This window comes from Candidatus Pelagibacter sp. HIMB1485 (assembly GCF_052048055.1).
Classification (GTDB): domain Bacteria; phylum Pseudomonadota; class Alphaproteobacteria; order Pelagibacterales; family Pelagibacteraceae; genus Pelagibacter.
Genome location: NZ_JBNAIN010000002.1, coordinates 759,285 through 786,166, shown reverse-complemented (window position 1 = coordinate 786,166; position 26,882 = coordinate 759,285). Strand labels below are relative to the sequence as shown.

Below are 26,882 nucleotides of genomic sequence, written 5' to 3'. Positions count from 1 at the left end.
AATATGATCGAACAAATTTATAACTATTTCACAATTGATGTACTTTATATGTGGATCAATTTAGGAGTTATACCTTTTTGGTTCATCTTAATTGTATTTCCCCAGTCTCACTTGAGCAGATATGTAGTAACTACTATATTTCCATTTCTATTATTAAGTGGGGTTTATATTTACATTTTATACAGATCTTTCATTGTTGGTTATGATTTCGATGCCAATTTTAGCTTGTATCTTGGCTTAGTCGAGTTATCTCGACTGTTTGAAGATAATCTATACCTTACTCTTTTCTGGACTCATTTTGTGGCTATAAATTTATTTGTTGGTGGATGGATGGTTAAAGACTCACAAAAATTCTACGTAAATAAAGTATTAATGTCAGTTCCTCTAATAATTACATATTTAATTGGACCTATTGGTTTGTTTATTTATTGGATAATTAGAATATTTTATGCCAAAAAATTAAATCTATATGAGTAATCATATAGATTTTTACTTCGATATTATTAGTCCTTACGCTTACATCGCATATAAAAAAATTTTAAAAATTAATAATGTTAATTTTAAATTGAAGCCAATATTATTAGGTGGTCTTCATAACTTAGCAGGTATTACTGCCCCTGCGTTTAACAAATATAAAATGAAAAATATGCAAAATGATTGTGAGCTTGTTTCAAAAAAAAATAACATAAGTTTCAAATGGAATTCTAGATTTCCAATAAACTCTTTGCATATAATGAGAGGTTATCTTTGTGTTAAAGATAATAAAAAAGAGGAATACTTAAATAGTTTTTTTGAAGCTTATTGGAAAGATGATCAAGATTTATCCAAAGAAGAAAATATTAAAACGCTATTAAAAAAATTAAAAATTAATGAGAATGATTTTTTTAATTCTATTAAAAACCAAAACATTAAAGATAAATTAAAAGAATTAACTCAAGAAGCTTTTGAAAAAGAGGTATTTGGAGCTCCTACTTTTATAGTAAATAATAAAATTTTTTGGGGACAAGACCGTCTAGAATATGCTTTAGATGAAGTTAAAAATATTTAAACTATTTTAAAACTACTGTTACTTATAGATCCAAAACCACCTTCAATGTGAGAGATGTTTTTAAAGCCTTTTTCAATTAAGGACTTTACAGACATTTCAGATCTAATTCCTCCAGCGCAAAACAAAACTACTTCTTTATCTTTATCAATTTGACCATTTTTAAAAACATCACTATTAGGATCAAGAAGTGTCTCTAAATTTCCCATAGGTATATGGTTAGCTCCTTCAACTTTTCCTGTAAGTTCTAATTCATTTAATTCTCTAATATCAATTAGATTACATTTATTTTCTTGAACCATTTGATACGCTTGATCTGCACTTATAGTTGAAATTTTCATAAACTTTATTTTACTGGAGTTTGTGATGATTTAAAAATCATATTAATATATTCTTATACCATATTATGAAAAAAATTTTTATAAAAATTTGCAAATTATTGGGTTATGAAATTATAGATCAAAACTCTTTTTCATCTCCAACACTAAATAAAGTTTTAAATGAAGAGCTATCTACTTTAAATCAAAAATCAATAATTTTACCATTAGGTGAAGTTAAAATAACAAGAAAAGTAAAATCAATTTTAATAATTTTTAGGATGAACACTGATGTAGAAATATGGGATCAAAATAGAAAAAGATTATTTGAATTTCCAAAAATTGAATATTGTAAAAGATCTTTAAATTCACTCATTAAATCAATTAAATTTTTAAATAACAAATATAAATCATTAAAAGTTAAAACAATTATTATTGATGACAACTCATCAAAAGATAAAATTCAACAAATAAAAGATATTTTTAATGGAGAAAATATAGACATAATAAACTTAGACTACTCAAAATATGAAAATAAAATCTTGAAACAGAAAAATAAAGAAACATTTGCAAACCTAGCAAGTTTACTTCAAAGCTTTGAAATTGGTAAAGAAAAAGGAGAAGATTTAATATTTTTTGTAGAAGATGATTACCTACATTTTGAGACAATGCTTGATGAAATGATTTCTTCTTATGAACGAATTGCATCTCAAATTAATAAAGATATTTTTATGTGTCCATCTGACTATCCATACCTATATATGAACAACGAAAAAACTAATATTTTAATTGGTAACAAACGTCATTGGAGAACTATAGATAAGACACTTTGCACTTTTATGACGTCTACAAGTTTATTGAAAAAATATTGGAATAATTTTAATCAAAATTGTCTAGATAGGCATGATCCTTTTGAAAAATATATTAATGAGATTTATAATAAAGAAATTTGTATTTCTCCTCTAAAAAGTTTATCACTACATTTAACTAACATTAATTCAAGTTATGGGTTGTCACCATTTATAGATTATAAAAAACTTTGGGAGGAAAATAAAACACATGATTAAAGAAAATAGTAAAGCACCAATTTTTAAACTACCATCAACTAACAACAAAGATTATTCTCTTAAAGATTCAATTGGTAAATATGTTGTTCTATACTTCTACCCAAAAGATGACACACCTGGATGTACAATTGAAACTAATGATTTCAATAAATTGTTAGCAAAATTTAAAAAGCTAGACTGTGAAGTATACGGGATTTCAAAAGATAGCTTAAAAAGCCATGATAAATTTAGAGATAAATATAAAATCAAATTTGATCTACTTGCAGATGAAGAGATTAAAGTATTAAAAAAATACAAAGTCTGGGGTAAGAAAAAATTTATGGGACGTGAATTTATGGGAATAAATAGAACAACTTTTTTAATTGATAAAAAAGGTAAAATTCAAAAAATATGGGAAAACGTTAAAGTAAAAGATCACGCCAAAGAAGTCCTAGAAACATTAAAAGATATTTCAAAATAAAAAAAGGCCCCTTATTACTAAGGAGCCTTAAATTGTTATATATTGAGAGATATTTTAGTCTCTTATTGCGTAGGCTTTAACACCAACTTCTGCAACATCAGTTCCAAGTTTTTCAGCCTGAGAACTAATTCTAAGACCAATTGTTTGTTTTAGAACTTTAAATGTGATGTAAGAAAGTATGAAACTAAATGCACATACTGCTATTACACCTGTTAACTGAGTTCCAAAATTTGTATCCGGGTTACTTAAAGGCACAACCAAAGTTCCAAAGATACCAGCAAATAAATGAACAGGAATTGCACCTACAACATCATCAATTTTTTTGCTTTCTAAAAACTTTGTACCAAAGTACATGATGATTGAACCAACAGCTCCAATAGCAATTGCTAGTACTGGACTTGGAGTTAAAGGTTCTGCTGTAATTGCAACTAAACCTGCTAATGCTCCGTTAAGCATCATTACGATATCTGTTTTACCACCTAATAATCTTGTAACGACTGCAGCAGTAACAGTACCAGCAGCTCCTGCTAAGTGAGTGTTAACTGCAATTTTACTAATCGCATTAACATCATCAAAAGTTCCCATAGCAAGTTGACTAAAACCATTAAATCCAAACCAACCAAACCATAATAAGAAAGTTCCTAATGTAACAAGTGGTATTGAAGATGCTGCAAAAGGAACTAGTGATTTTGTTTCACCTTTTTTATTAAATCTTCCTTCTCTTGCACCTAATAATATTACACCTGCTAAGGCAGCTGCTCCACCACAAGCATGAACTAAAGTTGAACCAGCAAAATCAGAGAAACCTGAAGTTGCCAACCAACCTCCGCCCCACTGCCAACCCATTGAAATAGGATAAATGATACCAGCCATGATTGCTGCAAAAATAAAAAATGGCCAAATTTTAATTCTTTCTGCTACAGCACCAGACACAATTGATGCAGTTGCACATACAAACATTGTTTGGAAAAACCAATCAGAATAATCTGAGTAACCTGTTGAAAGTTCTGAAGCATCACTCCACATTGAGAATGATCCAATAAATCCACCTTCAGGAATTCCGTAAGCTAAATTGTAACCACAGAAAAAAAATATTAATGAACAAATCGCAAATTTACCAATATTCTTTGCTGCAATTGTTGAAACACTTTTAGTTGTCACCAATCCGCTTTCAAGCATGCAGAAACCTGCTGCCATAAATGCAACTAAAACACCACCAAGATAAAATCCTAATGAATTGAAAATATACTGTCCTTCAGCTGACATTGTTGTTTCTGCTGAAGCTAAATTAGTAAAGCTTAAAAATATTAATAAGCTTAATGATATTTTTTTTAAATGATTAATCATTATCTCTCCTTTTTTTAATCATGTCGTTTTAATAAACATTAAAATTTTAAGTACTGCTGATAGGTCAAAAGAGTTATGAGAAATAAGCATATGTGTAAAAAAAAGGCCCCATTTCTGGGGCCTTTGGTTATTAACTAACTAGAGAGAGATATAAGTTAATTCTTTGTTTAGAGGCTCTTCAATGAGATAACGACATGGAGATCGAAGAGCCTCTATATTGCATGCAATTAGTCACGTATTGCGTAAGCAATTACACCTGTTTCAGTAACGTCTGTACCTTTAGTTTCAGCTTCTTTACTTAATCTGATTCCAAACGTACCTTTCATTATTGACCATACGATGTAAGACACAGCAAACACAAAAATGTTAATTGAAAGTACACCAATTAATTGTGCACTGAACGATGCATCAGTGTTTGTTAATGGCACTGCAAGTGTTCCCCAAATTCCAGCAAATAAGTGAGCTGGGATTGCACCGACAACATCATCAAGTTTAAAGCTAAATAATAATTTAGTTCCAAACACTACGATTAATCCACCTACAGCTCCAATTAAAATTGCTGCAAATGGAGATGGTGCTAATGGTTCTGCAGTGATTGCTACTAGACCACCAATTGCTCCGTTTAACATTTGGATTACATCTGTTTTACCGTACATTAATCTTGTAATGATACCAGCGGCCATTACTCCACCACAAGCTGCAAGATTTGTATTGATAAAGATTGATGAGATCGCAACTGCATCATCAAAAGTACCTAATGCTAGTTGTGAACCACCGTTAAATCCAAACCAACCTAACCATAGGATGAATACACCTATTGTCACTAATGGAATTGAAGATGCAGCAAAAGGTTGTAACGCTTTTGGTTGACCTTTACTGTCAAATCTTCCACTTCTAGCACCTAACAACATGATACCTGCTAAAGCAGCTGCACCACCTGTTGAGTGTACTAATGTTGAACCAGCGAAATCAGAGAAGCCTAGTTCTGCTAACCAGCCTCCACCCCACTGCCAACCCATTACGATTGGATAAATAACTCCAGCTAATAAAGCTGCAAATAAGAAGAACGGCCATAACTTGATTCTTTCAGCCATAGCACCTGAACAAATTGAAACTGTTGTTGCACAGAATACCATTTGGAAGAACCAGTCTGAACCATCTGAATAACCAGTGTCAATTGCACTTGCATCTGACCATGGAACAAACGATCCAATGTATCCGCCTTCTGGAATACCATAAGCTAAGTTGTAACCAACTAGCCAAAACATAATTCCAGCAATTGCATACAAACCAATATTCTTTGCACAAATTACTGAAACACTTCTTGAAGTTACCATTCCAGATTCTAACATTGCAAAACCTGCTGCCATGAACATGACAAGGAAACCACAAATTAAAAATAGCAGAGTGTTAAATATAAACCCCACTTCAGCAGAAACAGTTGTCTCTGCCATACCTGCACTACTCATGTTTAGTAAAAATACCAAACTTAGTAATGGTGCAGATATTCTCTTTATTATTTTAGTCATAAGACCTCCACTTGTTAAAGTGGTGGTTTATAAATTTAAAAAATTTAAAAACTAACGCTGATTAGGAAAATTGGGTATGCAGTTTTTGCATATAGTAACAGCCCTAAACGTGTTTTTACAATCGTTTAGGGCTGTTAAAAAAATATTATCTATTAAATACTTCTTTTAAAGCTTTTGCAGGTAAGAATTTTACTTTCTGAGAAGCAGCGATTTGAATCTGCTCACCAGTTCTTGGGTTTCTTCCAACTCTAGCTTTTCTTTTAGCTACTTTGTACGTACCAAATCCAGCGATTTTTACTGAATCATCACCTTTTAGTGCATCTAAAATAGTGTTGGTAATTGTATCAAAAGTTCGCTCAGCGTCTGCTTTGCTCAAGTTTAATGAGCCAGAAAGCTTTGCTACTAGTTGTTTTTTGTTCATTTTAGCTCCGGTTTTGTTGGTTAATATTGATACTTATCATAAACGTTGATAAATCAAGCTTTTTTTTAGTGTCTTTATTAATTAGACACACAATATCTTGTTAAAAATTAAATAAACATTGATTTTATTGATCTTTTTAACAATTTAGAAATTTAAATTATCTAAATAAACCTAGGTCTTTAAGGTCATTAAATGTGGTGAAAAACATCAATGATAGCAACAAAAACAATCCGATTCGAAAAAAACCTTCTTGTGTTTTTTGGGACAAAGGCCTCCCTAAAACTTTTTCAAATGCATAAAACATTAAGTGTCCACCATCTAACATTGGTATCGGAAACAGGTTAATTAAGCCTAAACTTATTGAAATATAAGCCATCATACTAATAAAAGCTAACACGCCGAAGGTTGCAACTTGACCTGATATTTTTGCAATCCTTATAGGGCCACCAAGTTGGGAGGTATCTGCTTTCCCCATGATCATCCCACCAATGTATTTTAATGAAGAAACGCTTACAAAATAGACTTCATTTGCTGCATGATACAATGCTTGTGCTGGACCTAATTTAACATGATTAATTTTATCATTGTAAGCACTAAGTTTTATACCAACCATTCTTTTATTTATTTTATTTCCTAAGCCATCTTCACCTTCAACAATATTAGGTTTTACTTTTAAGATTAATTCTTCGTAAGAACGCTTAACTTTAAAATCTATAAAGTCTGATGTGGACATTGTGATATATTTTGAGACTTCCATGATGCTTTTAACTTCATTGCCATCAATTTCTAAAATAATATCTTGGTTTTTTAAGCCTCCAACCATTGCAGGGCTATCTTTTTGAACTTCACTGATTACAGCAGGAGTAAAATCTTTTCCAACAAAAGTATAAATACAAAAGAAGATTGCTAAAGCTAATAAAAAGTTTGCTAAAGGACCTCCAAATACAATTAAAACTCTTTGATACAAAGGTTTTAAAATAAATAATTTATCACGCTCTTCTTCATTATATTTTTCTAAAATTTCTTCATGATCAGCTTGTGAATAAACATTACGATCTCCAAAAAACTTAACATATCCACCTAAAGGAATAGCACACACTTTCCATCTAGTTCCATGTTTATCATTCCAACCAAATAATTCTTTTCCAAATCCAATAGAAAAATCAGTAACTCCTACACCATATTTTCTCGCAAAATAATAGTGTCCATATTCATGGATGAACACAACCACTAAAATAAGAATTAAAAATGGAACTATATAACTAAGCATAATTTGATATTTTAGATGAATATGTAGTCATTAACAACCTAACATTAATAAGTAATACTGACGCTTTTTTTCATGAGTATTCAAAATTATATTATTTTTTATTTTTAAAATTATAATACAAAGAAAACAAAATAAGACCTACTAGGACAACTCCTACAAATATCCTTAGATATTGATTAAAAAATATATCTATAAACTCAATCATTAAATATTAAACTTATCCTTAATTCTATAAAACCACACTGCTAATTTAAAATAAAATACTCTTAATTGTGGGAAAATAAATTTCTTAGGTAAACCTTTATAAATTAACGAGATATCTAAGTCTTTACTATTTGATGAAAAAACTAGCTTAGATAATTGTTTTCCAGTCCAAGGTGCAGCACTAACTCCTACACCGCTATAACCAAATCCATAATAAATTTCTTCATTATCTATTTTACCTATTGAAGGGGTAAGCTTTTGAGATAATGCAATTAAACCTCTCCAATTATAATCAATTGTAACATTGCTCCATTTGGGAAAAATATTTTTTAAAAATTTTTCCATATCATTAGCTCTATTTTGATTAGATTGATCGCTTCCTTCAAAGTCTCCTCTAGTACCAAACAAAATTCGATTATCAGGTAACTTTCTATAATAATATAAAAGATTTTTAGAATTAGCTATTGGAGCATAGGTATAAAAGTTATGTAAACTAAGCTCTTCATTTGAAAGTGCTCTTGTTACAATAATATTTGAAATAACAGGTAATACTCTTCCATCCATTTCAGGAATTAAACCTTCTTGATAAAATCCATTGGTTGCAACTACAATTTTTTTTGTCTTTATTGATCCTTCATTAGTTCTTAAAAGATAAGAACCATTTTCTTTTTCAATTTTTTCAACTTTTGTGTGTTCATAGATTTTTAATTTTTTAGACAAAGCATGTTTTGCAAGTCCGTTTACAAATTTTAATGGATTGATTGCAAATCCAGGTTTATATGAAAATGCACCAAATTGCTCAGTTCCACCATGACCTACTTCATCAAATTCCTCTTTTGAATATACTTTAGTCTCTATTCCAAATTCAGACTTATAAACTTCAGCTTGTTCTTTGATTTGATCAAATTTGTTTCTGTGATGAGCTACTACAAAGTTATTTTCACCAGTTACATCACAATCAATATTATAATTATCAATTAATTCTTTAGTGTAATTAGCTCCCTCAACAGAATTTTTAAAAAATTTTCTAGTCTCCTCCACTCCATAAACAGATTGCATTTTTTTATAAGACATCTTGCTTGGAGGAAGACAGCAAAACCCCGCATTACGAGAAGAAGCACCCCAACCTACTTTCCCAGCTTCAACTAAAACTACATCTAAATTATAATTTTCAATTAAATTTATTGCACAAAGTAAACCAGTATAACCAGCGCCTATGACTACTATTTCTGAACTAATATCTTTTTGAAGTTTATCTAAATTTAAATTCTCACTTGAGGTTGCTTCCCAGTAACTAGGAACAGGTTTATTGAACTGATAAATATTTGAATGATAAATATTACTCATTGGTTAATGCTAGGTTAACATAACCCTTAATTATCTAAATAATAATTTACTTAAATTTATCTTCCCAGAATACAACTCTATCGTCTGTTTTTTCTATTAAGTCTTTACAGAATATTCCGTATTTATCTAAAACTTTTGAAAAATTTTTATAATCTTGACCCATCTCATTTTTCATACTTTCAAAGGATGTTTTAACTCTATTTCTCATTGTGTCTGTATTCATACCTAATTGCTGACCAATCATAAACACAGATTCTAATGATAAATCTGCTGATTTATTAAGTCCTGCTATAGTTTCATCATTAGCACTACCACTTTTTTTAAAACCTTCTTCAGATAACAAGTAATAACTATAACAAGTCGTAAAATCTCCTTGTAGATTATTGAAAACAAAGGTTTGTTGATCATCAGCATTAGCACTTGAGCTTAAGATGCTAAGAATTATTACAGATATAAGTTTTTTCATTTTTTATTTTTTAAATTTTAATTGAAAGCATCCATATACCAACCAAAAATAAAGACAATGAGAAGATTTTGTTTAAAATTTTTGAATATTTTTCATTTCTAAATTTTGCACCAAGTAAGTCACCAAATAATGTCCAGAGAGTAAATGACACGCAGTTATTAAGCGTAAAAATTGTACTGATTAAAATTATTCTTATTAAACTTTGAGAACCGTCTAAAAAGATTGTGAACATTAAAGAAATTATAACATAAGCTTTTGGGTTAAATACTAAAAGTATAACTCCATCAACAAAAGTACATTTTAAATTTTGATTGCTATTTTCATATGTGCTTGCCTTGAAGAATTTATAGGCAAGATAGATTACATATAATGATCCAATTATCTGAATGTATTGATACTGATCATTAATAAATGAAAAAAATATATTAAAACCAAAACCTATAAGAAAAGTAACTATAATCGTTGCAAAATGATAACCAAAATTTGCTGATAAAGTTTTAGCAAAACCAAATCTAGCTCCATTAGCTGCAAAGAACATGTTCCCAGGTCCTGGGCTAAAAGCTAGAGGAAATAAAAAAATTATTAAAGCTACTATTTCAATTAAAGTCATATTTTAAATTGTCAGCCAATCAAAATTTGATGCATGATACGTCCTGGCATAAGTGTGAAAAAGCCTGTAAGGATAAGAGCAAAAAAATATGTCGCAATCATTACTTGCTTATGACGTTTAATATTTCCTACACGTGCATAATAAACACCAACACCCAATATGAAAATTGTCCACAAACTCAATAAATGTATAGGACTATAATCTCCCCACATTTTTGTTTCGTGTATGAAAAAAGAAGTTATCGCTACAATCAACATTAAACCTACCCATATACGACCTAACAATTTATGAATTGCCCCACCTTTTTTCATAGAAAGTTGAATACCACCTAAAATTATAGCAATAATTGCCATTATAGCGTGAAGTGGGATGGGGTGAGTTTCACTGAATAACAAAGTCACTTCTTTAATTTCCTAATCTCTTTGAAACACCTTGTTCTTGTTGTTTGTTAAACTCATCATCGTTTAAGTTATACAACTCCTCTATTCTTAGGTTTTTAGTTGTGATTGTTGGAACATTATTATTTTTCATTCCTAAATGTCTTGCAAAGACAGCTTGTTTTTTACTTGTTTGATGAGGTTGAAAATCTTTAATGTCTTCAATGGTTACTTTATCTCCTTTAACAAGATAACCACTTTCAACTGCTTCATTAAAAACTTTAATTCCTTTTTTAGTTCGCATCACTGCAGCATTAAAGCCCTCATCTTCTCCTTTAGGTGAACCTCCTCTCCAAGTATCAAGTGCAGCAATATCAGAACTTTCTCCTATTGCATCGGGACAAATTTTGCATCTAAAGGGAACTTTCCAATTGCTTTCATCGCCCCAAAAAGAATTATAATCTTTATCAAACTCTCTTTGATCTTTTGTTTTGATATACATTCTTCCAGGGTTACCAAATCCTCTATATCTAAATTCCTCTAACTCTTCTTCTTTAACATTAAAGCTATCAATAAATTCTTGTGATTTTGTAAGTTCTTGAAAGCCTCCACAAACAAGGGTGAATATATATTTACAATACCGATCAACCCTTTCATCTGATTTAGCTAGTAATCTAATAGCTCCAGCATCACAAGGTTTACCAACAAAAGCAAAGGTTTGTTTTTTGTCTAAGGCTTTATGAAATTCACTTAAAGGTGAGGATGGACCGTATCTTGATCTACTTTCACAGTTAATTAAGTCCTCTTTATTATAACTGTATTTTACAATGTTTCGCATAGGGTTATCTTTGTCCCCTGCGGTATGCATTATAAAATCAACTTTCTTTTGTTCTAATAAATATAAAGATAATCCATTTAACAAACCTCCTGTTGAACTTTGAAATCTGATCTTTGGATCAGTAGACCATGAATAATATAAATCAAAATAATTTCCCCAAACTAAATCTTTATTAGATCCTTCATTTTCTTTATGATCTTCAGGCCCCTCAGCAATAACTCCAGGACAAACTTTTTTAATTTCTTCTAAAGTTTCATTAGTGATTGGTGTTAATTCTTTAGGTTCTAAATTACCTTTGTCGCTCATTTCCATCTCAATTGAGTTACCTGCAATACTTTTACAAAGTCCGCAGCCAATACAAAGGCCGTTCTTTACAATATCGTCTAAAGAATTAATTTTTGTCATTACTCTTTATATGATGGATCTTTTGCATCACATCTTCTAAGTAATGCTGGCCACTCGTTTAACCCTGGTGAAAATAAATCATATTGTTTTTGAGATAATTTCCACATTTCTTCCGTTGCTCTTTCAAGAGGAAGTCCTGATCCTGTTGCTTGTACTGCAACTTCACACATTCTAATTGCATAATACATGTTCATAAAAGCCTCCCCTGCTGTTGCGCCAACAGTTAAAAGACCGTGGTTCTTCATAATCAAAACCTTATTATCTCCCATGTTTTCTGCAATTCTAACTCTCTCATCTTTATTAATCGATAGCCCTTCCCACTCATGGTAACCAACTTTTCCATAAAGCATTGAACTATCTTGAACTAAATGAGGGATACCATCTTTCAATGCAGTTGCAGCTAAAGCTGAAGGAGGATGTGCATGAAAGACAAACTTTGCATTTGGATGATTTAAATGAATAGCACTATGAATAATAAAACCTGCAGTATTTGCTTTTTCAGGTCCTTCTAAAACTTTACCATGCTCATCTACTTTAATTAAGTTTGATGCTTTTACTTCTTCATACAACAAACCCATCTCATGCATAAAAAATGTATGATCTGTTCCAGGTGCTCTTGCAGTGATATGGTTCCAAACCGTATCATCCCAACCCATCATGTTTGTTAATCTAAACATGGCAGCAAGATCTACTCTTACTTTCCAATCTGCTTCGCTTATATTGTTTTTCATCGTCCCTCCTTTGAAAAAGTTAATTTATTATTTTGTTCTAAAAGTTTAATCACTTTTAAATGATTAGAATTTGGTCCATATTTTTTAATCGCTTTGTTATAAATTTTTGAAGTTAAGTTCATTATTGGAAGTTTTAATTTTTGTAATTTAATAATTTCATTAGCAAGATTTAAATCTTTCATCGACAAACCTAAAAAGAAAGATGGATCATAATCTCCATTAATCATGTTAGGTCCGTATCTTGTTGATGTATAACCACCACTTGCACTTTTATCGATAATCTCTAACATTGTTTTTGGTTTAATCCCTGACTTTACTCCAAGCATCAGCGACTCTGAGAGTGATAAATAGTTTAAATAACAAAGGCTAACTTGTGCAATTTTTGCAGCATAACCAGCACCTGGTTTATTTAGATAATAGATGTTTTTACCTAATATATTAAAGACAAACTTAAGCTTATTAACTGTCTTTTTATTACCACCAATAAAAATTGATAAATCTCCTGATTGAGCCTTTAAATTTCCACCTGATATCGTTGCATCAACAAATTGATTTATTTTTTTACTTAACTTTTGTTTTAAAAGATTAAAGCAAGTTAAAGAATTAGTAGAACAATCAATCCAAATTTTATTGTTACCTAATTGATCTATGATTTTACCTTTACCAATTGATAATACTTTAATTTGTTTTGGTCCAGGAACACAGGTAATAATTACATCAGAAAACTTTATTAATTCATCTAATGAGCTTGTTGCTTTTGCTTTTTTAGATTTAAATTGTTTTAACGATTTAGCACTTACATCATAACCCAATAAATCTATTTTCTTTGATTTATGTAAGTTTAATGCCATTGGCATTCCCATATTTCCTAAACCAATAAAACCTATTTTCATATCAATCCATTAACCCGTCTACTTCAACATTATTTCTCTCATAATGAATTGGAAGTGCTTTACCGTAAACTTGTTTAGAGTGTTCAGGTTTATTTACTCTGTAACTATCTTTTACATATGTTGGTAATGCAATGTAACGAGAAGTATTTCCTTCTATTTTTGTTACTCTATGCATAGAAAATCTACCTTTAAATATTTGAAGATCCCCTGGTTGAAGGTCTAATGATTTAACTTTATCTCTTGAGCCACGAAGAACTTTTGTTACTTCATCAAAGTTTTCATTTTCAGTGCTTCTTAAATCAGGTGAATATTCAAACAATCCACCCTTTTCTGCTTTTTGAACTAAGATACTTAAAGTAAATTCATTTCCATCAAAGTGCCAAGGAAAGTAATGATCTTTATGCATGATACTGTATGGATTTTTACCTAAAGGATCTGACCATCGATAAAGAGGAAAAACTCCTAAACTATCTGAAATAAATTTTAACATTTCCTCAGACTCGTATATTTTATTTAAATCAGATTGTTCTTCTAAATCATCTGAATTGATGTAGCCGCTTTCTCTAAATGAAAATACTCTCTTTGGATGATCTTTAGATAAATTTTCATCATCTTTTGAAAAATAAGGGTTGTGATGATCTTTGGTCCAATGAGTTTTAGGAAGATTTCTTTCAACTTCTTCCTTCATTCTTCTCAAAGACTCGCTAAGTACAAAGTTTGGAAGTACACAACATCCATCTTTATCAAGTAGCTCTCTATTTTTAGTAATTAAATCTTGATACTCTTTTGATCCTGTCTGATCAATTGGGTAATCTTTTAAGTTAACAATGTTTTTTATTTCCATAATTCTCCTTTAATTAAAATTAATTTTTTAAAAAAAGAAGTGATTACAATTTCGTGGGTGTTGAAGAATTTATATGATTTTTACAGTCTACTTTTTGAAGTAATAAATTAAATAGATTAGATGATAACTTTGAACTCAAACCAACTCTAGCCAGTCTATGACAGTGAGTAAAAAGATTAAGATTCATAAGCAAACGGTATTATATTTTTTACCCCAGGTAAACAAATTTCACTTAGAAAATAATTAGTATTTAACTATTTAAGGGTTCCTTGAAGAACGTATTTTAAGATACGAACTGCCTGTTTTTGATCTGAAGCAACAGCAGCTGCAGCAGCATCTACCTCTTTTAAAGCATGTTGATGCTCTTCATTATGAATAATAATTATTGATTTATTTAATGCAGCCGCATAGCCCGCATCAAAAGCTGCATTCCATTGTTTGTATTTTTCACCAAATTTAACAATGATTACATCACAATCTTTGATCGATTTTTTAGTTCTAATTGAATTAATATTAGCCCCTTTTCTATCTTTCCAAAAATTTTTCTCTTCAGGTCCTAAGATTTCAACCCCACAATCATCTGAAGATGCATGATCTGTTACAGGAGATGAAAATTGAATGTCTAAATTTTGTTTTTTACATTCATCAATAATTTCATCACGCCAATTTGTGTGAATTTCTCCTGCTAAATATACTTTCAACATCAATACCTCTTATTAGATCAATTAAAATTAATTAAAAATTTTTCAATAACTTTAACCGCTATTTGCATATCCTTTTCGATAGTAAATTCTTTTGGATTATGACTTAAACCTTTTTGACTTCTTACAAAAAGCATTGAAATAGGACATAAATCAGACATTGCTGATGCATCGTGGGTTGCTCCTGACATCAATACAAATGGATCTAATTTTAAATTCTGAAATGATTTTTTAAGTGTACTCATAATTTTCTTATCACAACTAACAGCACTTTGATCGTAAGTTTTGTTTAAATTAAATTTAAGACCTCTTTTCTTACAAATTAGCCCAATTTTTTTAGAAATCTCTTTTTCTACTTTTTTTCTTTTTTTATCATCGACACTTCTACATTCTACGAAAGATAAAGATTTTGCAGGAATAGCATTTACACTATTTGGTCTATTCTCAATTGATGCCATCGTTGCTAAAAAGTTTTTATTTTTTTTAGCCAAATTTTCTACAGCATTAATAACTTCTGCAGTTGCAGCTAATGAATCTTTTCTAAGATGCATTGGAGTAGTTCCTGCATGAGAAGCATAACCTTCGATTTCAAGTTTAAATCTAGATATTCCAGAAATACCATTCACTATTCCAACTGCTAAGTTTTTACTTTCTAGAACTGGTCCTTGTTCAATATGGACCTCAAAAAAACCTAGCAGGTCTTTTTTGTTTCTTTTTAATGAATTAATTTTTGATGGATTGCATCCAAAACTTTTTAAAGCTTGTTCAATAGAAATATTATTTTTATCTTTAAGTTTTAAATCTTTTTTATTAAACGTTCCTGCTAATGATCTTGGTCCCATTAATGCTGTTGGAAACCTAACACCTTCTTCATCTGCAAAAGCTAAAATTTCAACATTATAAGGTAAAATAATTTTTTTTTTCTTTAATTCTTTTAAAGCTAAAATTGGAAGTATCACTCCCATGATACCATCATATCTTCCAGAGTTGTAACCGCTATCTTGGTGTGAACCAATCAATAATGTTTTGGCATTTTTTTTAGGACTGACGTATTTACCAATTAAAGTTCCAGCTGCATCTAAACTAATTTTTAATCCAGCATCACTCATCCATTGTTTTAAAAGATTGTTTGCAGATTTATGTTCTTTTGTAAAAGGTAACCTCGTAACCCCTTCTGCAGGTTTTGAACATTTTGCAATTTTTTCTATGTAATTTTGTATAATCATTATTTAGTTGGAAGTTTTTTTAACCACTCTTTATATTTGGTTTTATTAGTCATTTTTAGAATTTTTTCTAGTTTTACCAATGGATTTGTATCATGATCCACTCTTATATTTAGTGGTGGATTGTTTTTTTTAAAGACTAGTAATGCAGCAGACATCAATCCTCTTTTGTCGCTGCCAAACTTTTTGCCTATTTTAAGAGCTTCTACCAATGTCTTTGCTAATGGTTCATTTTTAAACTTAAAATTATCCACAATTTTATTGATCACTTTGTCATTGGACAGCATGTTTCCACTTACAACCAAATTTGGCATAACAATATGATTAAAATATTTTGTATTTTTATTTCCTGTAAATGAAAAACCTTTGCCTGATAAGTTTAAACAAGAGACTTGCCGGTAATGTTTTTGCTTATCATTTTTGATAACTTTATTTGTTGCTGTTGTTGGTGAATATTTATTTAAATTATTTAAAATATTTTCACCCCATAAAGTACTTGGGTAAAAACCTTGTGATGCTGTAACACCTTTTTTTATATCTCCTCTTAAAACCCATCCTCCTACACAAAGATTTCCTGTAGCAGCGGCTCCACCTATTTCGCCCGTTTTTGGATTTCTAGCTAAAATTGAAAATGTCATAAAATGGGTACCCTACTACAAAATTGTTCTAATTTACTATTTTTTTTGCTTAGGAAAAACTGAAATGAACAGATGATCAGGTTGAAATCAAAATTTTCAATTGTTAGGCTTTATTTATAATAAATATAACGATGGAGATAAAATGTTAAAAAAGTTAAGAACGTTTTTTATTAGTCTTCTGTCATTAGTTTTCATAACTGGTTTTACAGTTGCATCTAACGCTAAAGTATTGGTGGTAGGTCAAATAGCTGAGCCAAAATCTTTAGATCCAAGTACAGTTACGGCTGTAAATGACTTTAGAATAGTAATGAATATCTATGATGGACTTGTAAGATATACAGACGGAAAATTAGAAGTCGAACCAGCTTTAGCAAAAAGTTGGGACATTAGTAGCGACGGAACAGTTTATACATTCAATTTAAGATCAGGAATTAAGTTTCATGATGGATCAGACTTTAATGCTGATGCAGTGAAGTTTAACTTTGATAGAATGTTAAACAAAGATCATCCTTATCACAATACAGGACCTTTTCCGCTATCTTTCTTTTTTTCAGCAATCAAATCAGTTGATGTAGTAAATGCTAATACAGTTAAGTTTACATTGAATGAGCCTTACGCTCCTTTTTTATCTAACTTAGCATATCCAACAGGTTTAATTGTTTCACCAGCAGGGGTTAAAAAACACGGAAAAGATTTTGGAAGAAATCCTTCTGGTACTGGTGCATTCAAATTTAATGAATGGAAATCAAATGAGAGAGTTGTTGTAGACAAAAACTCTGGTTATTGGGATGGAAAAGCTGGAACAGATGCAGTTGTTTTTAGACCTATAACTGATGCTAATACTAGAGTTGCTGAAATGCTTTCAGGTGGAATTGACATGATGGTTGAAGTTCCTCCTGCATCATTAAGTAAATTTGGTGGAAGTAAATTTAGCGTAGTTGAACAAGCTGGACCTCACGTTTGGTTCTTAATCTTAAATGCAAAAGAAGGTCCTTTTGCTAATAAGAAAGTAAGACAAGCTGCTAACTATGCAATTAACAAACAAGCAATTGTAAATGATGTGCTAGAAGGAACAGCTGCTATAGCTGCTGGACCAACACCTCCTGCATTTGCTTGGGCGTATAACAATAGTTTACAACCATACCCATATGACCCTGCTAAAGCTAAAGCTTTAATTAAAGAAGCAGGTGTTGAAGGTGCAAAACTTACTTTCTATGTTACTGAAGGTGGTTCTGGAATGTTAGATCCTGTTGCAATGGGAACTGCAATTCAAGCAGATCTTAAAGCTGTAGGTTTTGATGTTGAAATCAAAACTTTTGAATGGAACTCGTTCCTAGGTGAAGTAAACCCAGGTTTAGAAGGAAAAGCAGACATGGCAGAAATGGCATGGATGACAAACGATCCTGATACACTTCCTTTCTTAGCGCTAAGAACAGAATCTTGGCCTGACAAAGGAGGATTTAACTCTGGATATTACTCAAACCCTAAAGTTGATGATCTATTAAATAAAGCAAGATCATCTACTGACCAAGCAGAAAGAGCAAAACTGTATCAAGAGATGCAAGAAATTGTTCAAGAAGATGCTCCATGGGTATTTGTTGCTAACTGGAAACAAAATGCAGTTACTAGCAACAAAGTGAGTAACTTTTCACTTCAACCTTCATTCTTACTTTTATTAAAAGACGTTAAGAAAAACTAAAAAAAGTTAAGAATTATAATAGTTGCCCTAGGCTTAAAAAAGCCTAGGGTATTATCATGAATTATCTCCTTCAAAGATTACTATCAGCAATTCCTGTACTTCTAGGTATTACAATTATAGTTTTCTTTATTATTTCACTAATTCCAGGAGATCCGGCAACAGCAATACTTGGTTCTTATGCAACACCTGAGAATGTAAAATTACTAAATGAACAGCTAGGCTTAGATAAGGGATTAGTTCAAAGATATTTCATTTGGCTTGGTAATTTAGTTCAAGGTGATCTTGGAAGATCGTTTGCTTTAAATCGTCCAGTATTGGATGAAATTTTAGAAAGATTTAATGCTACTTTAATTTTATCAGGGACTGCATTTATTTTATGTTCTTTTGTTGGAGTTTTAATTGGAACAATTTCAGCATTTAAACAATACACTATTACAGATAAAATTATCACTTTTACTGTTTTAACTGGAATTTCATTACCATCATTTTTTTTAGGAATGATGATGATTTTATTATTTGCAGTAAATCTTCAATGGCTCCCAGTATCAGGTATGTATGCAATTTATGGTGGGGGTGATTTTTTAGATCTAATTCATCATTTAATTATGCCTGCAATAGCACTGGCATTAGTTGCAACTGGAGTAGTTGCAAGAATAACAAGAAACTCTGTTTTAGAAATACTTAGACAAGACTACATTAGAACAGCAAGAGCTAAAGGAGTTAGAGAAGGAAATGTACTTTTCAAACATGTTTTAAGAATTGCAATCGTCACTATTCTTCCAATTTTAGGTTTACAAGCTGGATTTGTTTTATCTGGATCTGTTTTTATTGAAATTGTTTTTCAATGGCCAGGTGTTGGACGAATGTTGGTCGATGCAATTTTAAAAAGAGATATTTTACTTGTTCAAGGTGGTGTCATGTTTGTTGCTGCTTGTTATGTATTATTCAATATCGCAGTTGATTTGTTGCAAAGATATTTAGATCCAAGGATTAAATGATTAATTTTTTAAAATTAATTTCAAGAAACAAACTTGCTTTATTTGGTGGAATTTTATTAGTTATTATTTTTGTAGTTTCATTTTTAAGCCCTTTGTTGCCATTAAAAGATCCTGATGTCATTAAAACCAGTGACAGATTTCTTTTACCCTTTTCAGAAGGATATTTGCTGGGTACAGACCATTTAGGTAGAGATTTGTTATCAAGATTATTATGGGGAACTAGATTAAGTTTATTGGTTGGAATATCAGCAGCTTTAATTTCAGCAACCATTGGATCAATACTTGGAACTATAGCTGGGTTTTATGGAAATAAAACTGACAACGTTATTATGCGTATCATAGATGTCTTAATGGCATTTCCTTATATTTTGTTAGCACTTGCAATAGTTGCAGTTTTAGGCCCTGGTCTATTTAATGCTATGATTGCAGTTGCTTTAGTTAACATTCCTTTTTTTGCAAGAAACATCAGAGGTGTCACTGTCACGATTGCTAACAAAGAATTTATTGATGCTGCAAGATTATCTGGAATGAGTAATTTTAAAATTATTATTTATGAAATTTTTCCAAATATTCTTCCGGTAATAGTTGTTACAATTTCAACGACCGTTGGCTGGATGATATTAGAGACAGCTGGTCTATCATTTTTAGGTTTAGGTTCGCAACCTCCACAAGCTGATTTAGGTTCAATGCTTGGTGAAGGAAGAAGTTCATTAATTGTAAATCCTCACACATCTTATGTACCTGGAGCTATGATTTTCTTAATTGTTATTGGCGTTAATTTATTTGGTGATGGTATTAGAGATGCATTAGATCCAAGATTAAGCAAAGGAGAATTAGTTAAACCTCAGCCTGTTACCCAAATTAAATTAAATAGAAATGTTGAAAATAACAGTAATTCTTTTTTATCAGTAAAGAATTTAACTACAGCTTTTGAGTTTGATAACAAATTACACCTAGCATCTAAGGATGTTTCGTTTGATATAAAAAAAGGCGAATGTTTAGGGTTAATTGGTGAAAGTGGTTCGGGAAAATCAGTAACAGCTTTATCAATTACTTGTCTTGTTGCCTCTCCTCCAGGTGTGATTGTTGATGGATCTGTAAAATTTCAGGGTGATGATATTTTAAAAATGAACTATGAACAAATTAGAGAGTTAAGAGGAAATAAAATTTCATATATTTTCCAAGACCCTCTTTCTACCCTACACCCACTAATTAAAATTGGGAAACAGCTTGAAGAAGCATTTATTGAACACAATCATCAAAAAAGTAACGAAGCTACATTAAAAGGTAAAGAGTTATTAAAGTTAGTTCAAATTCCTAACATTGAAAACGTATGGAATTCATATCCTCATGAACTTTCTGGTGGAATGAGACAAAGAGTTTCTATTGCTATGGCATTAACTAATGATCCAGAATTAATTATTGCAGACGAACCAACAACTGCTTTAGATGTAACAGTTCAAGCTCAAATATTATCATTGCTAGATACTTTAAGAAAAGAGAAAGGATTATCTGTTTTATTTATTTCACATGACTTTGGTGTTGTTTCACAAATTTGTGATCGTGTAATTGTAATGTATGGAGGTCAAATTGTTGAGGAAGGTAAAACAGAAAATATAATGAGTAAACCAAGACATCCATACACTAGTCAATTGATGGAATGTGTTCCTCATATTGGATTTGGCAAAAGAAAACTTCCAACGATATTAGGTAGTCCCCCATCAATTACACATAAAAAAGAAATTGGATGTTCATTTGCTAGTCGGTGCTTAATTAAAAAAGACAACTGCCAAATTGAAGATATCAAAATAGTTCAGAAAGGAGATAGTGAGGTAAGGTGTTTATATCCTCATGAATAATACGATGGACATTTTATCTGCAAACAATCTTTCAAAGTTTTATTCAAAAAATAAAGGTTTATTTAACAAGCAATCAATAAATCTAAGAGCCGTAAACAATATTAATATTAATTTGAAATCAAAAGAGTCACTTGGAATAGTTGGCGAGTCTGGTTGTGGTAAATCAACATTAGCAAAAATGTTAGCAGGATTAATTTCACCTTCTTCTGGAGAAATAAAGATACAAGACAAAGATATAAATAATTATGAAAAGTATGAACTACCAAATCATATTCAATATATGTTCCAAGACCCAATCAGTAGTCTCAATCCAAGAAAAACAATCTATCAATCTTTAGCAGCACCTTTAAAATATCTTAGAAAGCTCAATGAAACAGAAATTGAAAAAGAGATTAAAAGCATAATTAAAGAAGTTAATTTAAAAGAAGAATTTTTAAATCGTTTCCCACACGAATTTTCAGGAGGCCAAGCTCAAAGAATTGGTATTGCAAGAGTATTACTCTCTAAAGCAAAAATTATAATTCTAGATGAACCAGTTTCTGCTCTAGATGTTTCTGTTCAATCACAAATATTAAATTTGTTAAACGACTTACAGAAAAAATTTGAATTGTCTTATATTGTAATTAGTCATGATCTTGCTGTGATAGAAGCTATATGTGACAGAGTAATGGTTATGTATTTTGGTGATATAGTTGAAAAATCTGATGCTAAAGAATTATTTCAAAAACCTTATCATCCATACACAAATTTACTTTTAAATAGTGTACCTAAAACTAATCAAAAAATTGAAATTCAAAGTTTGGTTGAAACAGAGCTGCCTGATCCAATTAATCCACCAAAAGGATGTTCGTTTTATTCTAGATGTGAAAATAAAACTGAAAAATGCAAAGATATTAATCCTTCAGAAACTGATAAAGAAAATAGAAAATATAAATGTTTTTTTCCAAACATTTAATACTTGTTTAAGCTAGATCTAATAACCTAACTCTCTATCTATTTGATTAATTAATTCTTTATTTTCTATGAATAATTTTAGATTTTTAAAGAAAATTTTAAGAACCATCTCAACATAATTCCCCTCACTATCGGACGAAATATGAGGAGTGATAATTAAATTTGGGGTATCCCAAAGGTTTGATGTTTTTGGAATAGGTTCTTGTGAAAATACATCTAAAATTGCTCCAGCAATTTCATTATTTTGAAGTTTAATTCTTAAAACTTCGTAATCTAAAACAGATTGCCTTCCAATATTAACAATCCCACACGTAGATTTTAATTTATCTAATCTAGATTTATTAATTAATCCTTTGGTCTCTTCTGTTTCTGGAACTGCAAGATATAAAAAATCAGCATCAGGTAACACTTCATCAATTTTATCAAACGTAATAACTTTAGAGCATCCCTCAACATTTTTTCCTTTTCTATTTACACCAATAACTTCAGCTCCAAGCTTACTGATATGTTTAATCATTGAACCACCTAAAGAACCAGTTCCAACAACAACTACTTTCCTTCCCTCGATTGGTTTTCCAAGTAAAGATACAAATTCTTTATTTTTTTGGTTGGTTACAATTCTAGTCATGTGATTTTGGAGCATTAAAATACTCATCAAACCAAATTCCCCTGCTTTTTTAGCATGAACACCGCTACTGTTTGTTAAAACTAAATCTTCTTTCATCCAATCAAAAGGAGATAAATGATTAACACCAGCTGAAATCACATGGATCCATTTAAGGTTAGGAGCAATTTTTTTTAAATCTTGTGTTGGAAATTGCCAGCCAAGTAAAATATCAGCTGATTGCATTGATGAGATAAAATTATCATCATCCCAATCAATTACATATTCAACTTTGTCCCTTAACTCAGGATATTGATCAAAACCCTTTTCAATTTCTTCCTTAGTGATTGTATTATTTTTCTCACCTTCAGCATCACAGGGCAAAAATCCCTCTTTCCAATGATTATTTCTGATGTGAATTTTAATTTTTTTCATATTTTAAATTAATATTATCTTTAATTTCGTTTAATAAAAAATAGATTATTGTATAAATAAATTATGCCTTCATTTGATGTAATCAGTAAAATTAATTATCAAGAATTTGATAATGCTTTAGCAAATTGCTTAAGAGAAATAAGTAATCGATATGATTTTAAAGGACTTCACATCACTATAGAGCGAAAAGATAAATCAGTTACTACCAATGCTCCTGATGAATTAAAATTAAAGCAAGTCAATGAATTGTTACAAACACATTTAGTAAGAAGAAAAGTAGATCCAAGAGTTTTAGAAGTTAAAAGTTCAGAAGGCGCTTCAGGTGGTGCGATAAGACAAGTAAGTGAACTTAAAGAAGGTATCAGTCAAGAAAATGCTAAAAAAGTAATTGCTGACATTAAAAAACTTAAACTTAAAATTCAGGTTAAAATTCAAGGTGATGAATTAAGAGTTGATGGTAAAAAAAGAGATGATCTTCAAGAAGCTATAGCAGCAATTAAAGCTATTGATATTGGACTTCCGATAGACTTTGTAAACTTTAGAGATTAATTCTCTCAAACTATTTATTGTATTTGGTACAAAAAGATATAAGCAGACACTCAATTACTTAAAATTTATATCAATCCCAACATAATGAACTTCTCTGATTTAAATATTGAAAATAAATTAAAAAGATCAATTGAATTGGCTGAATTTAGAACTCCGACCCCTATTCAAAGTCAATCCATACCAATTAGCTTAGAGGGAAAAGATGTTTTAGGAACTGCTCAAACCGGTACCGGCAAAACATTAGCATTTACAATTCCAATGCTGAATAAGCTTTTAAAAAATAAGCGAGCAATGGCATTAATAATTTGTCCAACAAGAGAACTTGCAACACAGGTAATGGAAACTGTTCTAAAATTAAATATTAGAGAGATAGGAATTGGTAATGCTCTTTTAATTGGTGGTGAGAGTATGCAAAAACAACTTAGACAATTAAAAAAAGGAGCAAGAATTATAGTTGGAACCCCTGGAAGAATTAACGATCACATAGAACGAAAAAGTTTGAACTTATCTAGAGTTAATTACTTAGTCCTAGATGAAACAGATCGAATGTTAGATATGGGATTTACACCTCAAATAGAAATAATTTTAAAATTTATTCCAAAAGATCATCAAACATTATTGTTTTCTGCAACTTTACCTGAAAACATTTTAAAAATTTCTCAAAAGTATCTTAATAATCCTGAAAGAGTATCTGTTGGATCTTTATCAACTCCAATTGAAAAAATTAAACAAGAAACTTTTCAAATCACAGCTGACAAAAAATACCATGAATTGATTAATCAATTAGTTGAAAGAAGTGGATCCATTTTAGTTTTTGTTAAAACTAAACATGGTGCTGATAAAATTGTAAAAAGATTAAAATATGATGGCCATAAAGCTGATGCTATTCATGGAAATCTTAGACAAAGTAAAAGAGATAGAGTTATTAGAGGATTTAGAAATGGTAATAGTAGGATTTTAATTGCAACAGATGTTGCGGCTAGAGGATTAGATATTCCAGTTATAAAACATGTAATTAATTATGATCTTCCACAAGTTCCAGAAGATTATATTCACCGAATAGGTAGAACTGGCCGTGCTGGAAAAGATGGATCAGCTTTAACTTTTTTAACAAACAATGATAGAAGTATGTGGAGATCTATACAAAAATTAATAGATCCTGATTTTAAAGTTAAAGAAGAAGCAAGACCAAATAATCAAAAGAGTAAGAAATTTAATAAAAAAAATAAATTTAAAAAGAAATTTAAGAATAAATTTTCTAACAATAAATTAAGTAAAAAGAAGAAATTCAAAAAATTTGAAAACAAAAATAATAAAAGAAAATTTAAAAATAGAAAAAGACCTAAAAACTTTAAATTTAAAAAAAATAAAAGAAAATAGATTTATATTTTTTGTATTAAAGAAGCGCTGTTATTTGTAGGCTTATTTACATCTTTTGAAACTTCATGAAATATAAGATCTGGTGATTTACGTTCATTTAGAAACGCTGATCCTTGTAATTCTAAATTAAGATATCTATTAACATCCGCTTGATTAAGAATAACTGGTTGTCGGTGATGAATTTCCTTAATATTTTCTTTTGCTTCTTCTGTAATTAAACAAAACTGATCATCTTCAAATATTCCTGCAAAATAAATAGTATTGGTATCTTCACGAGTAAAGTAATGAGGTGTTTTTTCCTTCTCTTCCCTCTTCCATTCATAAAATCCATCTGCAACGGCAACACATCGATTATTTTTTATCAATTTTTTAAATGAAACCTTTTCATCTATGGTCTCAAGTCTTGCATTAATCAGAGCTTTAAAATCTTTATCTTTCGCCCAACTTGGGACCAAACCCCATTTCAAAGCTTCTAAGGTATTTCCATTTTTATATTTTTTTATAACTGGAAGTTTTTGATAAGGATGAGCATTATAGTTTTCATTATCCTCAACCTGAATTGCAGATTTAACTAGAGAACTAGTTTTAGTAACTGGATTTTTAACAACGTATCTTCCACACATTTTAAATTGTTTGTTCTTTCATCAAATCTTCGATTTGTTTTATCATGATTTCTGGAGATCGCATGGACGGATAAATCTCTTGTGCTTGTTTATAACTTCTAATTGCTTTTTCAAAATTTTTTAATTGGATGTTCACTAAACCTTGTCCTGCTAAAGCACCAAAATGTCTTGGCTCTAATTCCAAGACTTTATCAATATCATCTTGTGATTTTTGATATTCGCCTAACATATAAAGAACAGTTGCTCTCTTATTCCAAGCTTCAGCCCAATTTTCATCAAGTTTTATTACTTCAGTAAATATTTCTCTTGCTCTTTTTGGCTGTTGGTTTCTAACAAACATTGAACCTTCTTCTAAACGAGCAGTCAATTTTTCATCAGTTGGATGAGTGCTCCATAAAGACCAAATTTCTTGCTCAACAATAGCTGCAACTTTTGCTTTATTAACTTTTAACTCATTAAACAATTGATTAAGCCTAACATCTCTATCATTTGCAAAAGAACTCGTTAAAGAAAATAAAAAAATTAAACAAATTAAAAGTGTTCTCTTCATAATAAGATATTAACAAATAAGAGAATTAGAGTCTTTGTTCTTATGTATTTTGATTAATATTTTTACAACTATAAAAAGAAATATCCTTTTCTTTCTCTTCTAGTTTAATATTTTTTGTAATTTCGTGAACAAGCTCACCTGTTTTAATAGTTAAAACTGCAGATTCTGAATAATTCTTTTCATCATCAAAAGCTTGAATTAAAACGACATCTTTATTAGAAATTTTTACTTCTAGTTCAATTTTATCAATAAAATTAGATAAATTTTTAATGTTTAATACATTTGGTGATTTAGACTCTATTACTAATTTATTAATATCATCTCTCTTAATTTGATCTTTTGTAAATGTCTCAAAGTTATGATCTGAATTTTTTAAAATTACTTTTTCAAATGCACATGTAAGATTTAAATTTGCATCTACAGTAATGTTTGTATTTTGTGCGTTAACATAACCGATGCAAAGGAAACTCAACACTATAATAAATCTTTTCATTCAAA

General features: G+C 30.3%; 30 protein-coding genes. 10 read left to right on the top strand and 20 right to left on the bottom strand.

From position 1 onward, the window contains the following. The first annotated feature begins 3 nt into the window (after positions 1–3). Positions 4–477: an ABA4-like family protein gene (locus ACTTA4_RS06555; RefSeq protein WP_440634029.1), complete on the top strand. Its 474-nt coding sequence runs from the start codon at positions 4–6 to the stop codon at positions 475–477. Beyond that, positions 470–1,048 (top strand): 2-hydroxychromene-2-carboxylate isomerase, encoded by a 579-nt coding sequence (locus ACTTA4_RS06550; RefSeq protein WP_440634028.1) that lies wholly within the window; start codon positions 470–472, stop codon positions 1,046–1,048. Before ACTTA4_RS06555 ends, ACTTA4_RS06550 begins: the two co-directional genes overlap by 8 nt. Here ACTTA4_RS06550 and ACTTA4_RS06545 read toward each other — a convergent pair. Beyond that, entirely contained in the window at positions 1,045–1,386 is a 342-nt protein-coding gene (locus ACTTA4_RS06545) for a rhodanese-like domain-containing protein (RefSeq protein WP_440634027.1), read from the bottom strand. The two genes, ACTTA4_RS06550 and ACTTA4_RS06545, sit on opposite strands and share 4 nt — an antisense overlap. Positions 1,387–1,451: 65 nt before the next feature. Here ACTTA4_RS06545 and ACTTA4_RS06540 point away from each other — a divergent pair, with 65 nt between their 5' ends. Beyond that, positions 1,452–2,429 carry a glycosyltransferase family 2 protein gene (locus ACTTA4_RS06540; protein WP_440634026.1) on the top strand — a complete coding sequence of 326 codons (978 nt, stop codon included), beginning with the start codon at positions 1,452–1,454 and terminating at the stop codon, positions 2,427–2,429. Further along, positions 2,422–2,889, top strand: a complete 468-nt coding sequence (bcp, locus tag ACTTA4_RS06535) for a thioredoxin-dependent thiol peroxidase (protein ID WP_440634025.1) — start codon at positions 2,422–2,424, stop codon at positions 2,887–2,889. Before ACTTA4_RS06540 ends, bcp begins: the two co-directional genes overlap by 8 nt. A 54-nt stretch (positions 2,890–2,943) precedes the next feature. Here bcp and ACTTA4_RS06530 read toward each other — a convergent pair whose 3' ends face one another. The 15 genes from ACTTA4_RS06530 to ACTTA4_RS06460 form a co-directional block, all read right to left on the bottom strand. Then, positions 2,944–4,236 (bottom strand): ammonium transporter, encoded by a 1,293-nt coding sequence (locus tag ACTTA4_RS06530; RefSeq protein ID WP_440614682.1) that lies wholly within the window; start codon positions 4,234–4,236, stop codon positions 2,944–2,946. A gap of 227 nt (positions 4,237–4,463) precedes the next feature. After that, on the bottom strand, positions 4,464–5,765 hold the full coding sequence (locus ACTTA4_RS06525; RefSeq protein ID WP_440634024.1) for an ammonium transporter: 1,302 nt from the start codon (positions 5,763–5,765) through the stop codon (positions 4,464–4,466). Between the two features lie 145 nt (positions 5,766–5,910). Continuing rightward, positions 5,911–6,186 carry an HU family DNA-binding protein gene (locus tag ACTTA4_RS06520; protein ID WP_075506581.1) on the bottom strand — a complete coding sequence of 92 codons (276 nt, stop codon included), beginning with the start codon at positions 6,184–6,186 and terminating at the stop codon, positions 5,911–5,913. 157 nt (positions 6,187–6,343) lie between these two features. Beyond that, complete coding sequence (gene rseP / locus ACTTA4_RS06515) at positions 6,344–7,456, bottom strand: RIP metalloprotease RseP (RefSeq protein ID WP_440618558.1); 1,113 nt, start codon at positions 7,454–7,456, stop codon at positions 6,344–6,346. Between the two features lie 204 nt (positions 7,457–7,660). Continuing rightward, positions 7,661–9,007, bottom strand: a complete 1,347-nt coding sequence (locus tag ACTTA4_RS06510) for an NAD(P)/FAD-dependent oxidoreductase (protein ID WP_440634023.1) — start codon at positions 9,005–9,007, stop codon at positions 7,661–7,663. 46 nt (positions 9,008–9,053) lie between these two features. Next, on the bottom strand, positions 9,054–9,473 hold the full coding sequence (locus tag ACTTA4_RS06505; protein ID WP_440634022.1) for a hypothetical protein: 420 nt from the start codon (positions 9,471–9,473) through the stop codon (positions 9,054–9,056). A 10-nt stretch (positions 9,474–9,483) separates the two neighbouring features. Next, a complete protein-coding gene (locus ACTTA4_RS06500) occupies positions 9,484–10,083 on the bottom strand; it encodes a LysE family translocator (protein ID WP_440634021.1) in 600 nt (199 codons plus the stop codon). Positions 10,084–10,094: 11 nt separating this feature from the next. After that, a complete protein-coding gene (locus ACTTA4_RS06495) occupies positions 10,095–10,484 on the bottom strand; it encodes a DUF2306 domain-containing protein (protein ID WP_440634020.1) in 390 nt (129 codons plus the stop codon). Positions 10,485–10,488: 4 nt separating this feature from the next. After that, on the bottom strand, positions 10,489–11,703 hold the full coding sequence (locus ACTTA4_RS06490; RefSeq protein ID WP_440634019.1) for a Coenzyme F420 hydrogenase/dehydrogenase, beta subunit C-terminal domain: 1,215 nt from the start codon (positions 11,701–11,703) through the stop codon (positions 10,489–10,491). Continuing rightward, complete coding sequence (locus tag ACTTA4_RS06485; RefSeq protein WP_440634018.1) at positions 11,703–12,434, bottom strand: class II aldolase/adducin family protein; 732 nt, start codon at positions 12,432–12,434, stop codon at positions 11,703–11,705. The genes ACTTA4_RS06490 and ACTTA4_RS06485 overlap by 1 nt, the downstream gene beginning before the upstream one ends. Next, positions 12,431–13,327: an NAD(P)-dependent oxidoreductase gene (locus tag ACTTA4_RS06480; protein WP_440634017.1), complete on the bottom strand. Its 897-nt coding sequence runs from the start codon at positions 13,325–13,327 to the stop codon at positions 12,431–12,433. The genes ACTTA4_RS06485 and ACTTA4_RS06480 overlap by 4 nt, the downstream gene beginning before the upstream one ends. A 1-nt stretch (position 13,328) precedes the next feature. Beyond that, positions 13,329–14,171 (bottom strand): HalD/BesD family halogenase, encoded by an 843-nt coding sequence (locus ACTTA4_RS06475; RefSeq protein ID WP_440634016.1) that lies wholly within the window; start codon positions 14,169–14,171, stop codon positions 13,329–13,331. Positions 14,172–14,425: 254 nt separating this feature from the next. Beyond that, complete coding sequence (locus ACTTA4_RS06470; RefSeq protein ID WP_440634015.1) at positions 14,426–14,875, bottom strand: YtoQ family protein; 450 nt, start codon at positions 14,873–14,875, stop codon at positions 14,426–14,428. Between the two features lie 17 nt (positions 14,876–14,892). Beyond that, positions 14,893–16,098 (bottom strand): M20 family metallo-hydrolase, encoded by a 1,206-nt coding sequence (locus tag ACTTA4_RS06465; protein WP_440634014.1) that lies wholly within the window; start codon positions 16,096–16,098, stop codon positions 14,893–14,895. Beyond that, positions 16,098–16,733 carry a DUF1028 domain-containing protein gene (locus tag ACTTA4_RS06460; protein ID WP_440634013.1) on the bottom strand — a complete coding sequence of 212 codons (636 nt, stop codon included), beginning with the start codon at positions 16,731–16,733 and terminating at the stop codon, positions 16,098–16,100. Before ACTTA4_RS06460 ends, ACTTA4_RS06465 begins: the two co-directional genes overlap by 1 nt. Positions 16,734–16,875: 142 nt before the next feature. Here ACTTA4_RS06460 and ACTTA4_RS06455 point away from each other — a divergent pair, with 142 nt between their 5' ends. The 4 genes from ACTTA4_RS06455 to ACTTA4_RS06440 are packed head-to-tail and all read left to right on the top strand — an operon-like array spanning position 16,876 to position 22,244. Beyond that, positions 16,876–18,432: an ABC transporter substrate-binding protein gene (locus ACTTA4_RS06455; protein ID WP_440634012.1), complete on the top strand. Its 1,557-nt coding sequence runs from the start codon at positions 16,876–16,878 to the stop codon at positions 18,430–18,432. 56 nt (positions 18,433–18,488) lie between these two features. Further along, positions 18,489–19,430, top strand: coding sequence for an ABC transporter permease (locus ACTTA4_RS06450; protein ID WP_440634011.1), 942 nt, complete (start codon positions 18,489–18,491; stop codon positions 19,428–19,430). Beyond that, on the top strand, positions 19,427–21,289 hold the full coding sequence (locus tag ACTTA4_RS06445; protein WP_440634010.1) for a dipeptide/oligopeptide/nickel ABC transporter permease/ATP-binding protein: 1,863 nt from the start codon (positions 19,427–19,429) through the stop codon (positions 21,287–21,289). The genes ACTTA4_RS06450 and ACTTA4_RS06445 overlap by 4 nt, the downstream gene beginning before the upstream one ends. After that, on the top strand, positions 21,282–22,244 hold the full coding sequence (locus ACTTA4_RS06440; RefSeq protein ID WP_440634009.1) for an oligopeptide/dipeptide ABC transporter ATP-binding protein: 963 nt from the start codon (positions 21,282–21,284) through the stop codon (positions 22,242–22,244). Before ACTTA4_RS06445 ends, ACTTA4_RS06440 begins: the two co-directional genes overlap by 8 nt. An 18-nt stretch (positions 22,245–22,262) precedes the next feature. On the opposite strand, the gene ACTTA4_RS06435 is transcribed toward ACTTA4_RS06440, so the two are convergent. Next, complete coding sequence (locus ACTTA4_RS06435; protein ID WP_440634008.1) at positions 22,263–23,282, bottom strand: D-2-hydroxyacid dehydrogenase; 1,020 nt, start codon at positions 23,280–23,282, stop codon at positions 22,263–22,265. A 63-nt stretch (positions 23,283–23,345) separates the two neighbouring features. On the opposite strand from ACTTA4_RS06435, the gene ACTTA4_RS06430 reads away from it, so the two are divergent. Both ACTTA4_RS06430 and ACTTA4_RS06425 read left to right on the top strand, forming a co-directional pair. After that, a complete protein-coding gene (locus tag ACTTA4_RS06430; protein WP_262589405.1) occupies positions 23,346–23,831 on the top strand; it encodes a YajQ family cyclic di-GMP-binding protein in 486 nt (161 codons plus the stop codon). 84 nt (positions 23,832–23,915) lie between these two features. Next, the gene (locus tag ACTTA4_RS06425) at positions 23,916–25,211 is read left to right on the top strand and encodes a DEAD/DEAH box helicase (RefSeq protein ID WP_440634007.1); all 1,296 of its coding nucleotides are present in this window, start codon (positions 23,916–23,918) and stop codon (positions 25,209–25,211) included. A 2-nt stretch (positions 25,212–25,213) separates the two neighbouring features. On the opposite strand, the gene ACTTA4_RS06420 is transcribed toward ACTTA4_RS06425, so the two are convergent. Genes ACTTA4_RS06420 through ACTTA4_RS06410 form a run of 3 tightly spaced genes read right to left on the bottom strand, consistent with a single transcriptional unit; the run spans position 25,214 to position 26,877 of the window. After that, positions 25,214–25,834 (bottom strand): SOS response-associated peptidase, encoded by a 621-nt coding sequence (locus ACTTA4_RS06420; protein ID WP_440614529.1) that lies wholly within the window; start codon positions 25,832–25,834, stop codon positions 25,214–25,216. Position 25,835: 1 nt separating this feature from the next. Then, a complete protein-coding gene (locus ACTTA4_RS06415; protein ID WP_440634006.1) occupies positions 25,836–26,384 on the bottom strand; it encodes a tetratricopeptide repeat protein in 549 nt (182 codons plus the stop codon). 40 nt (positions 26,385–26,424) lie between these two features. After that, the gene (locus ACTTA4_RS06410; RefSeq protein WP_440634005.1) at positions 26,425–26,877 is read right to left on the bottom strand and encodes a hypothetical protein; all 453 of its coding nucleotides are present in this window, start codon (positions 26,875–26,877) and stop codon (positions 26,425–26,427) included. Positions 26,878–26,882: the final 5 nt, after the last annotated feature.

What these genes read in the sequence shown, in the direction of transcription:
- ACTTA4_RS06420 (WP_440614529.1), bottom strand. Translation starts at nt 25,834, where the DNA reads ATGTGTGGAAGATACGTTGTTAAAAATCCAGTTACTAAAACTAGTTCT.
- ACTTA4_RS06505 (WP_440634022.1), bottom strand. Translation starts at nt 9,473, where the DNA reads ATGAAAAAACTTATATCTGTAATAATTCTTAGCATCTTAAGCTCAAGT.
- ACTTA4_RS06410 (WP_440634005.1), bottom strand. Translation starts at nt 26,877, where the DNA reads ATGAAAAGATTTATTATAGTGTTGAGTTTCCTTTGCATCGGTTATGTT.
- ACTTA4_RS06520 (WP_075506581.1), bottom strand. Translation starts at nt 6,186, where the DNA reads ATGAACAAAAAACAACTAGTAGCAAAGCTTTCTGGCTCATTAAACTTG.
- ACTTA4_RS06490 (WP_440634019.1), bottom strand. Translation starts at nt 11,703, where the DNA reads ATGACAAAAATTAATTCTTTAGACGATATTGTAAAGAACGGCCTTTGT.
- rseP (WP_440618558.1), bottom strand. Translation starts at nt 7,456, where the DNA reads ATGCTTAGTTATATAGTTCCATTTTTAATTCTTATTTTAGTGGTTGTG.
- ACTTA4_RS06425 (WP_440634007.1), top strand. Translation starts at nt 23,916, where the DNA reads ATGAACTTCTCTGATTTAAATATTGAAAATAAATTAAAAAGATCAATT.
- ACTTA4_RS06540 (WP_440634026.1), top strand. Translation starts at nt 1,452, where the DNA reads ATGAAAAAAATTTTTATAAAAATTTGCAAATTATTGGGTTATGAAATT.
- ACTTA4_RS06555 (WP_440634029.1), top strand. Translation starts at nt 4, where the DNA reads ATGATCGAACAAATTTATAACTATTTCACAATTGATGTACTTTATATG.
- ACTTA4_RS06470 (WP_440634015.1), bottom strand. Translation starts at nt 14,875, where the DNA reads ATGTTGAAAGTATATTTAGCAGGAGAAATTCACACAAATTGGCGTGAT.
- ACTTA4_RS06475 (WP_440634016.1), bottom strand. Translation starts at nt 14,171, where the DNA reads ATGGAAATAAAAAACATTGTTAACTTAAAAGATTACCCAATTGATCAG.
- bcp (WP_440634025.1), top strand. Translation starts at nt 2,422, where the DNA reads ATGATTAAAGAAAATAGTAAAGCACCAATTTTTAAACTACCATCAACT.
- ACTTA4_RS06460 (WP_440634013.1), bottom strand. Translation starts at nt 16,733, where the DNA reads ATGACATTTTCAATTTTAGCTAGAAATCCAAAAACGGGCGAAATAGGT.
- ACTTA4_RS06480 (WP_440634017.1), bottom strand. Translation starts at nt 13,327, where the DNA reads ATGAAAATAGGTTTTATTGGTTTAGGAAATATGGGAATGCCAATGGCA.
- ACTTA4_RS06445 (WP_440634010.1), top strand. Translation starts at nt 19,427, where the DNA reads ATGATTAATTTTTTAAAATTAATTTCAAGAAACAAACTTGCTTTATTT.
- ACTTA4_RS06450 (WP_440634011.1), top strand. Translation starts at nt 18,489, where the DNA reads ATGAATTATCTCCTTCAAAGATTACTATCAGCAATTCCTGTACTTCTA.
- ACTTA4_RS06545 (WP_440634027.1), bottom strand. Translation starts at nt 1,386, where the DNA reads ATGAAAATTTCAACTATAAGTGCAGATCAAGCGTATCAAATGGTTCAA.
- ACTTA4_RS06440 (WP_440634009.1), top strand. Translation starts at nt 21,282, where the DNA reads ATGAATAATACGATGGACATTTTATCTGCAAACAATCTTTCAAAGTTT.
- ACTTA4_RS06500 (WP_440634021.1), bottom strand. Translation starts at nt 10,083, where the DNA reads ATGACTTTAATTGAAATAGTAGCTTTAATAATTTTTTTATTTCCTCTA.
- ACTTA4_RS06430 (WP_262589405.1), top strand. Translation starts at nt 23,346, where the DNA reads ATGCCTTCATTTGATGTAATCAGTAAAATTAATTATCAAGAATTTGAT.
- ACTTA4_RS06485 (WP_440634018.1), bottom strand. Translation starts at nt 12,434, where the DNA reads ATGAAAAACAATATAAGCGAAGCAGATTGGAAAGTAAGAGTAGATCTT.
- ACTTA4_RS06510 (WP_440634023.1), bottom strand. Translation starts at nt 9,007, where the DNA reads ATGAGTAATATTTATCATTCAAATATTTATCAGTTCAATAAACCTGTT.
- ACTTA4_RS06465 (WP_440634014.1), bottom strand. Translation starts at nt 16,098, where the DNA reads ATGATTATACAAAATTACATAGAAAAAATTGCAAAATGTTCAAAACCT.
- ACTTA4_RS06530 (WP_440614682.1), bottom strand. Translation starts at nt 4,236, where the DNA reads ATGATTAATCATTTAAAAAAAATATCATTAAGCTTATTAATATTTTTA.
- ACTTA4_RS06550 (WP_440634028.1), top strand. Translation starts at nt 470, where the DNA reads ATGAGTAATCATATAGATTTTTACTTCGATATTATTAGTCCTTACGCT.
- ACTTA4_RS06525 (WP_440634024.1), bottom strand. Translation starts at nt 5,765, where the DNA reads ATGACTAAAATAATAAAGAGAATATCTGCACCATTACTAAGTTTGGTA.
- ACTTA4_RS06415 (WP_440634006.1), bottom strand. Translation starts at nt 26,384, where the DNA reads ATGAAGAGAACACTTTTAATTTGTTTAATTTTTTTATTTTCTTTAACG.
- ACTTA4_RS06435 (WP_440634008.1), bottom strand. Translation starts at nt 23,282, where the DNA reads ATGAAAAAAATTAAAATTCACATCAGAAATAATCATTGGAAAGAGGGA.
- ACTTA4_RS06455 (WP_440634012.1), top strand. Translation starts at nt 16,876, where the DNA reads ATGTTAAAAAAGTTAAGAACGTTTTTTATTAGTCTTCTGTCATTAGTT.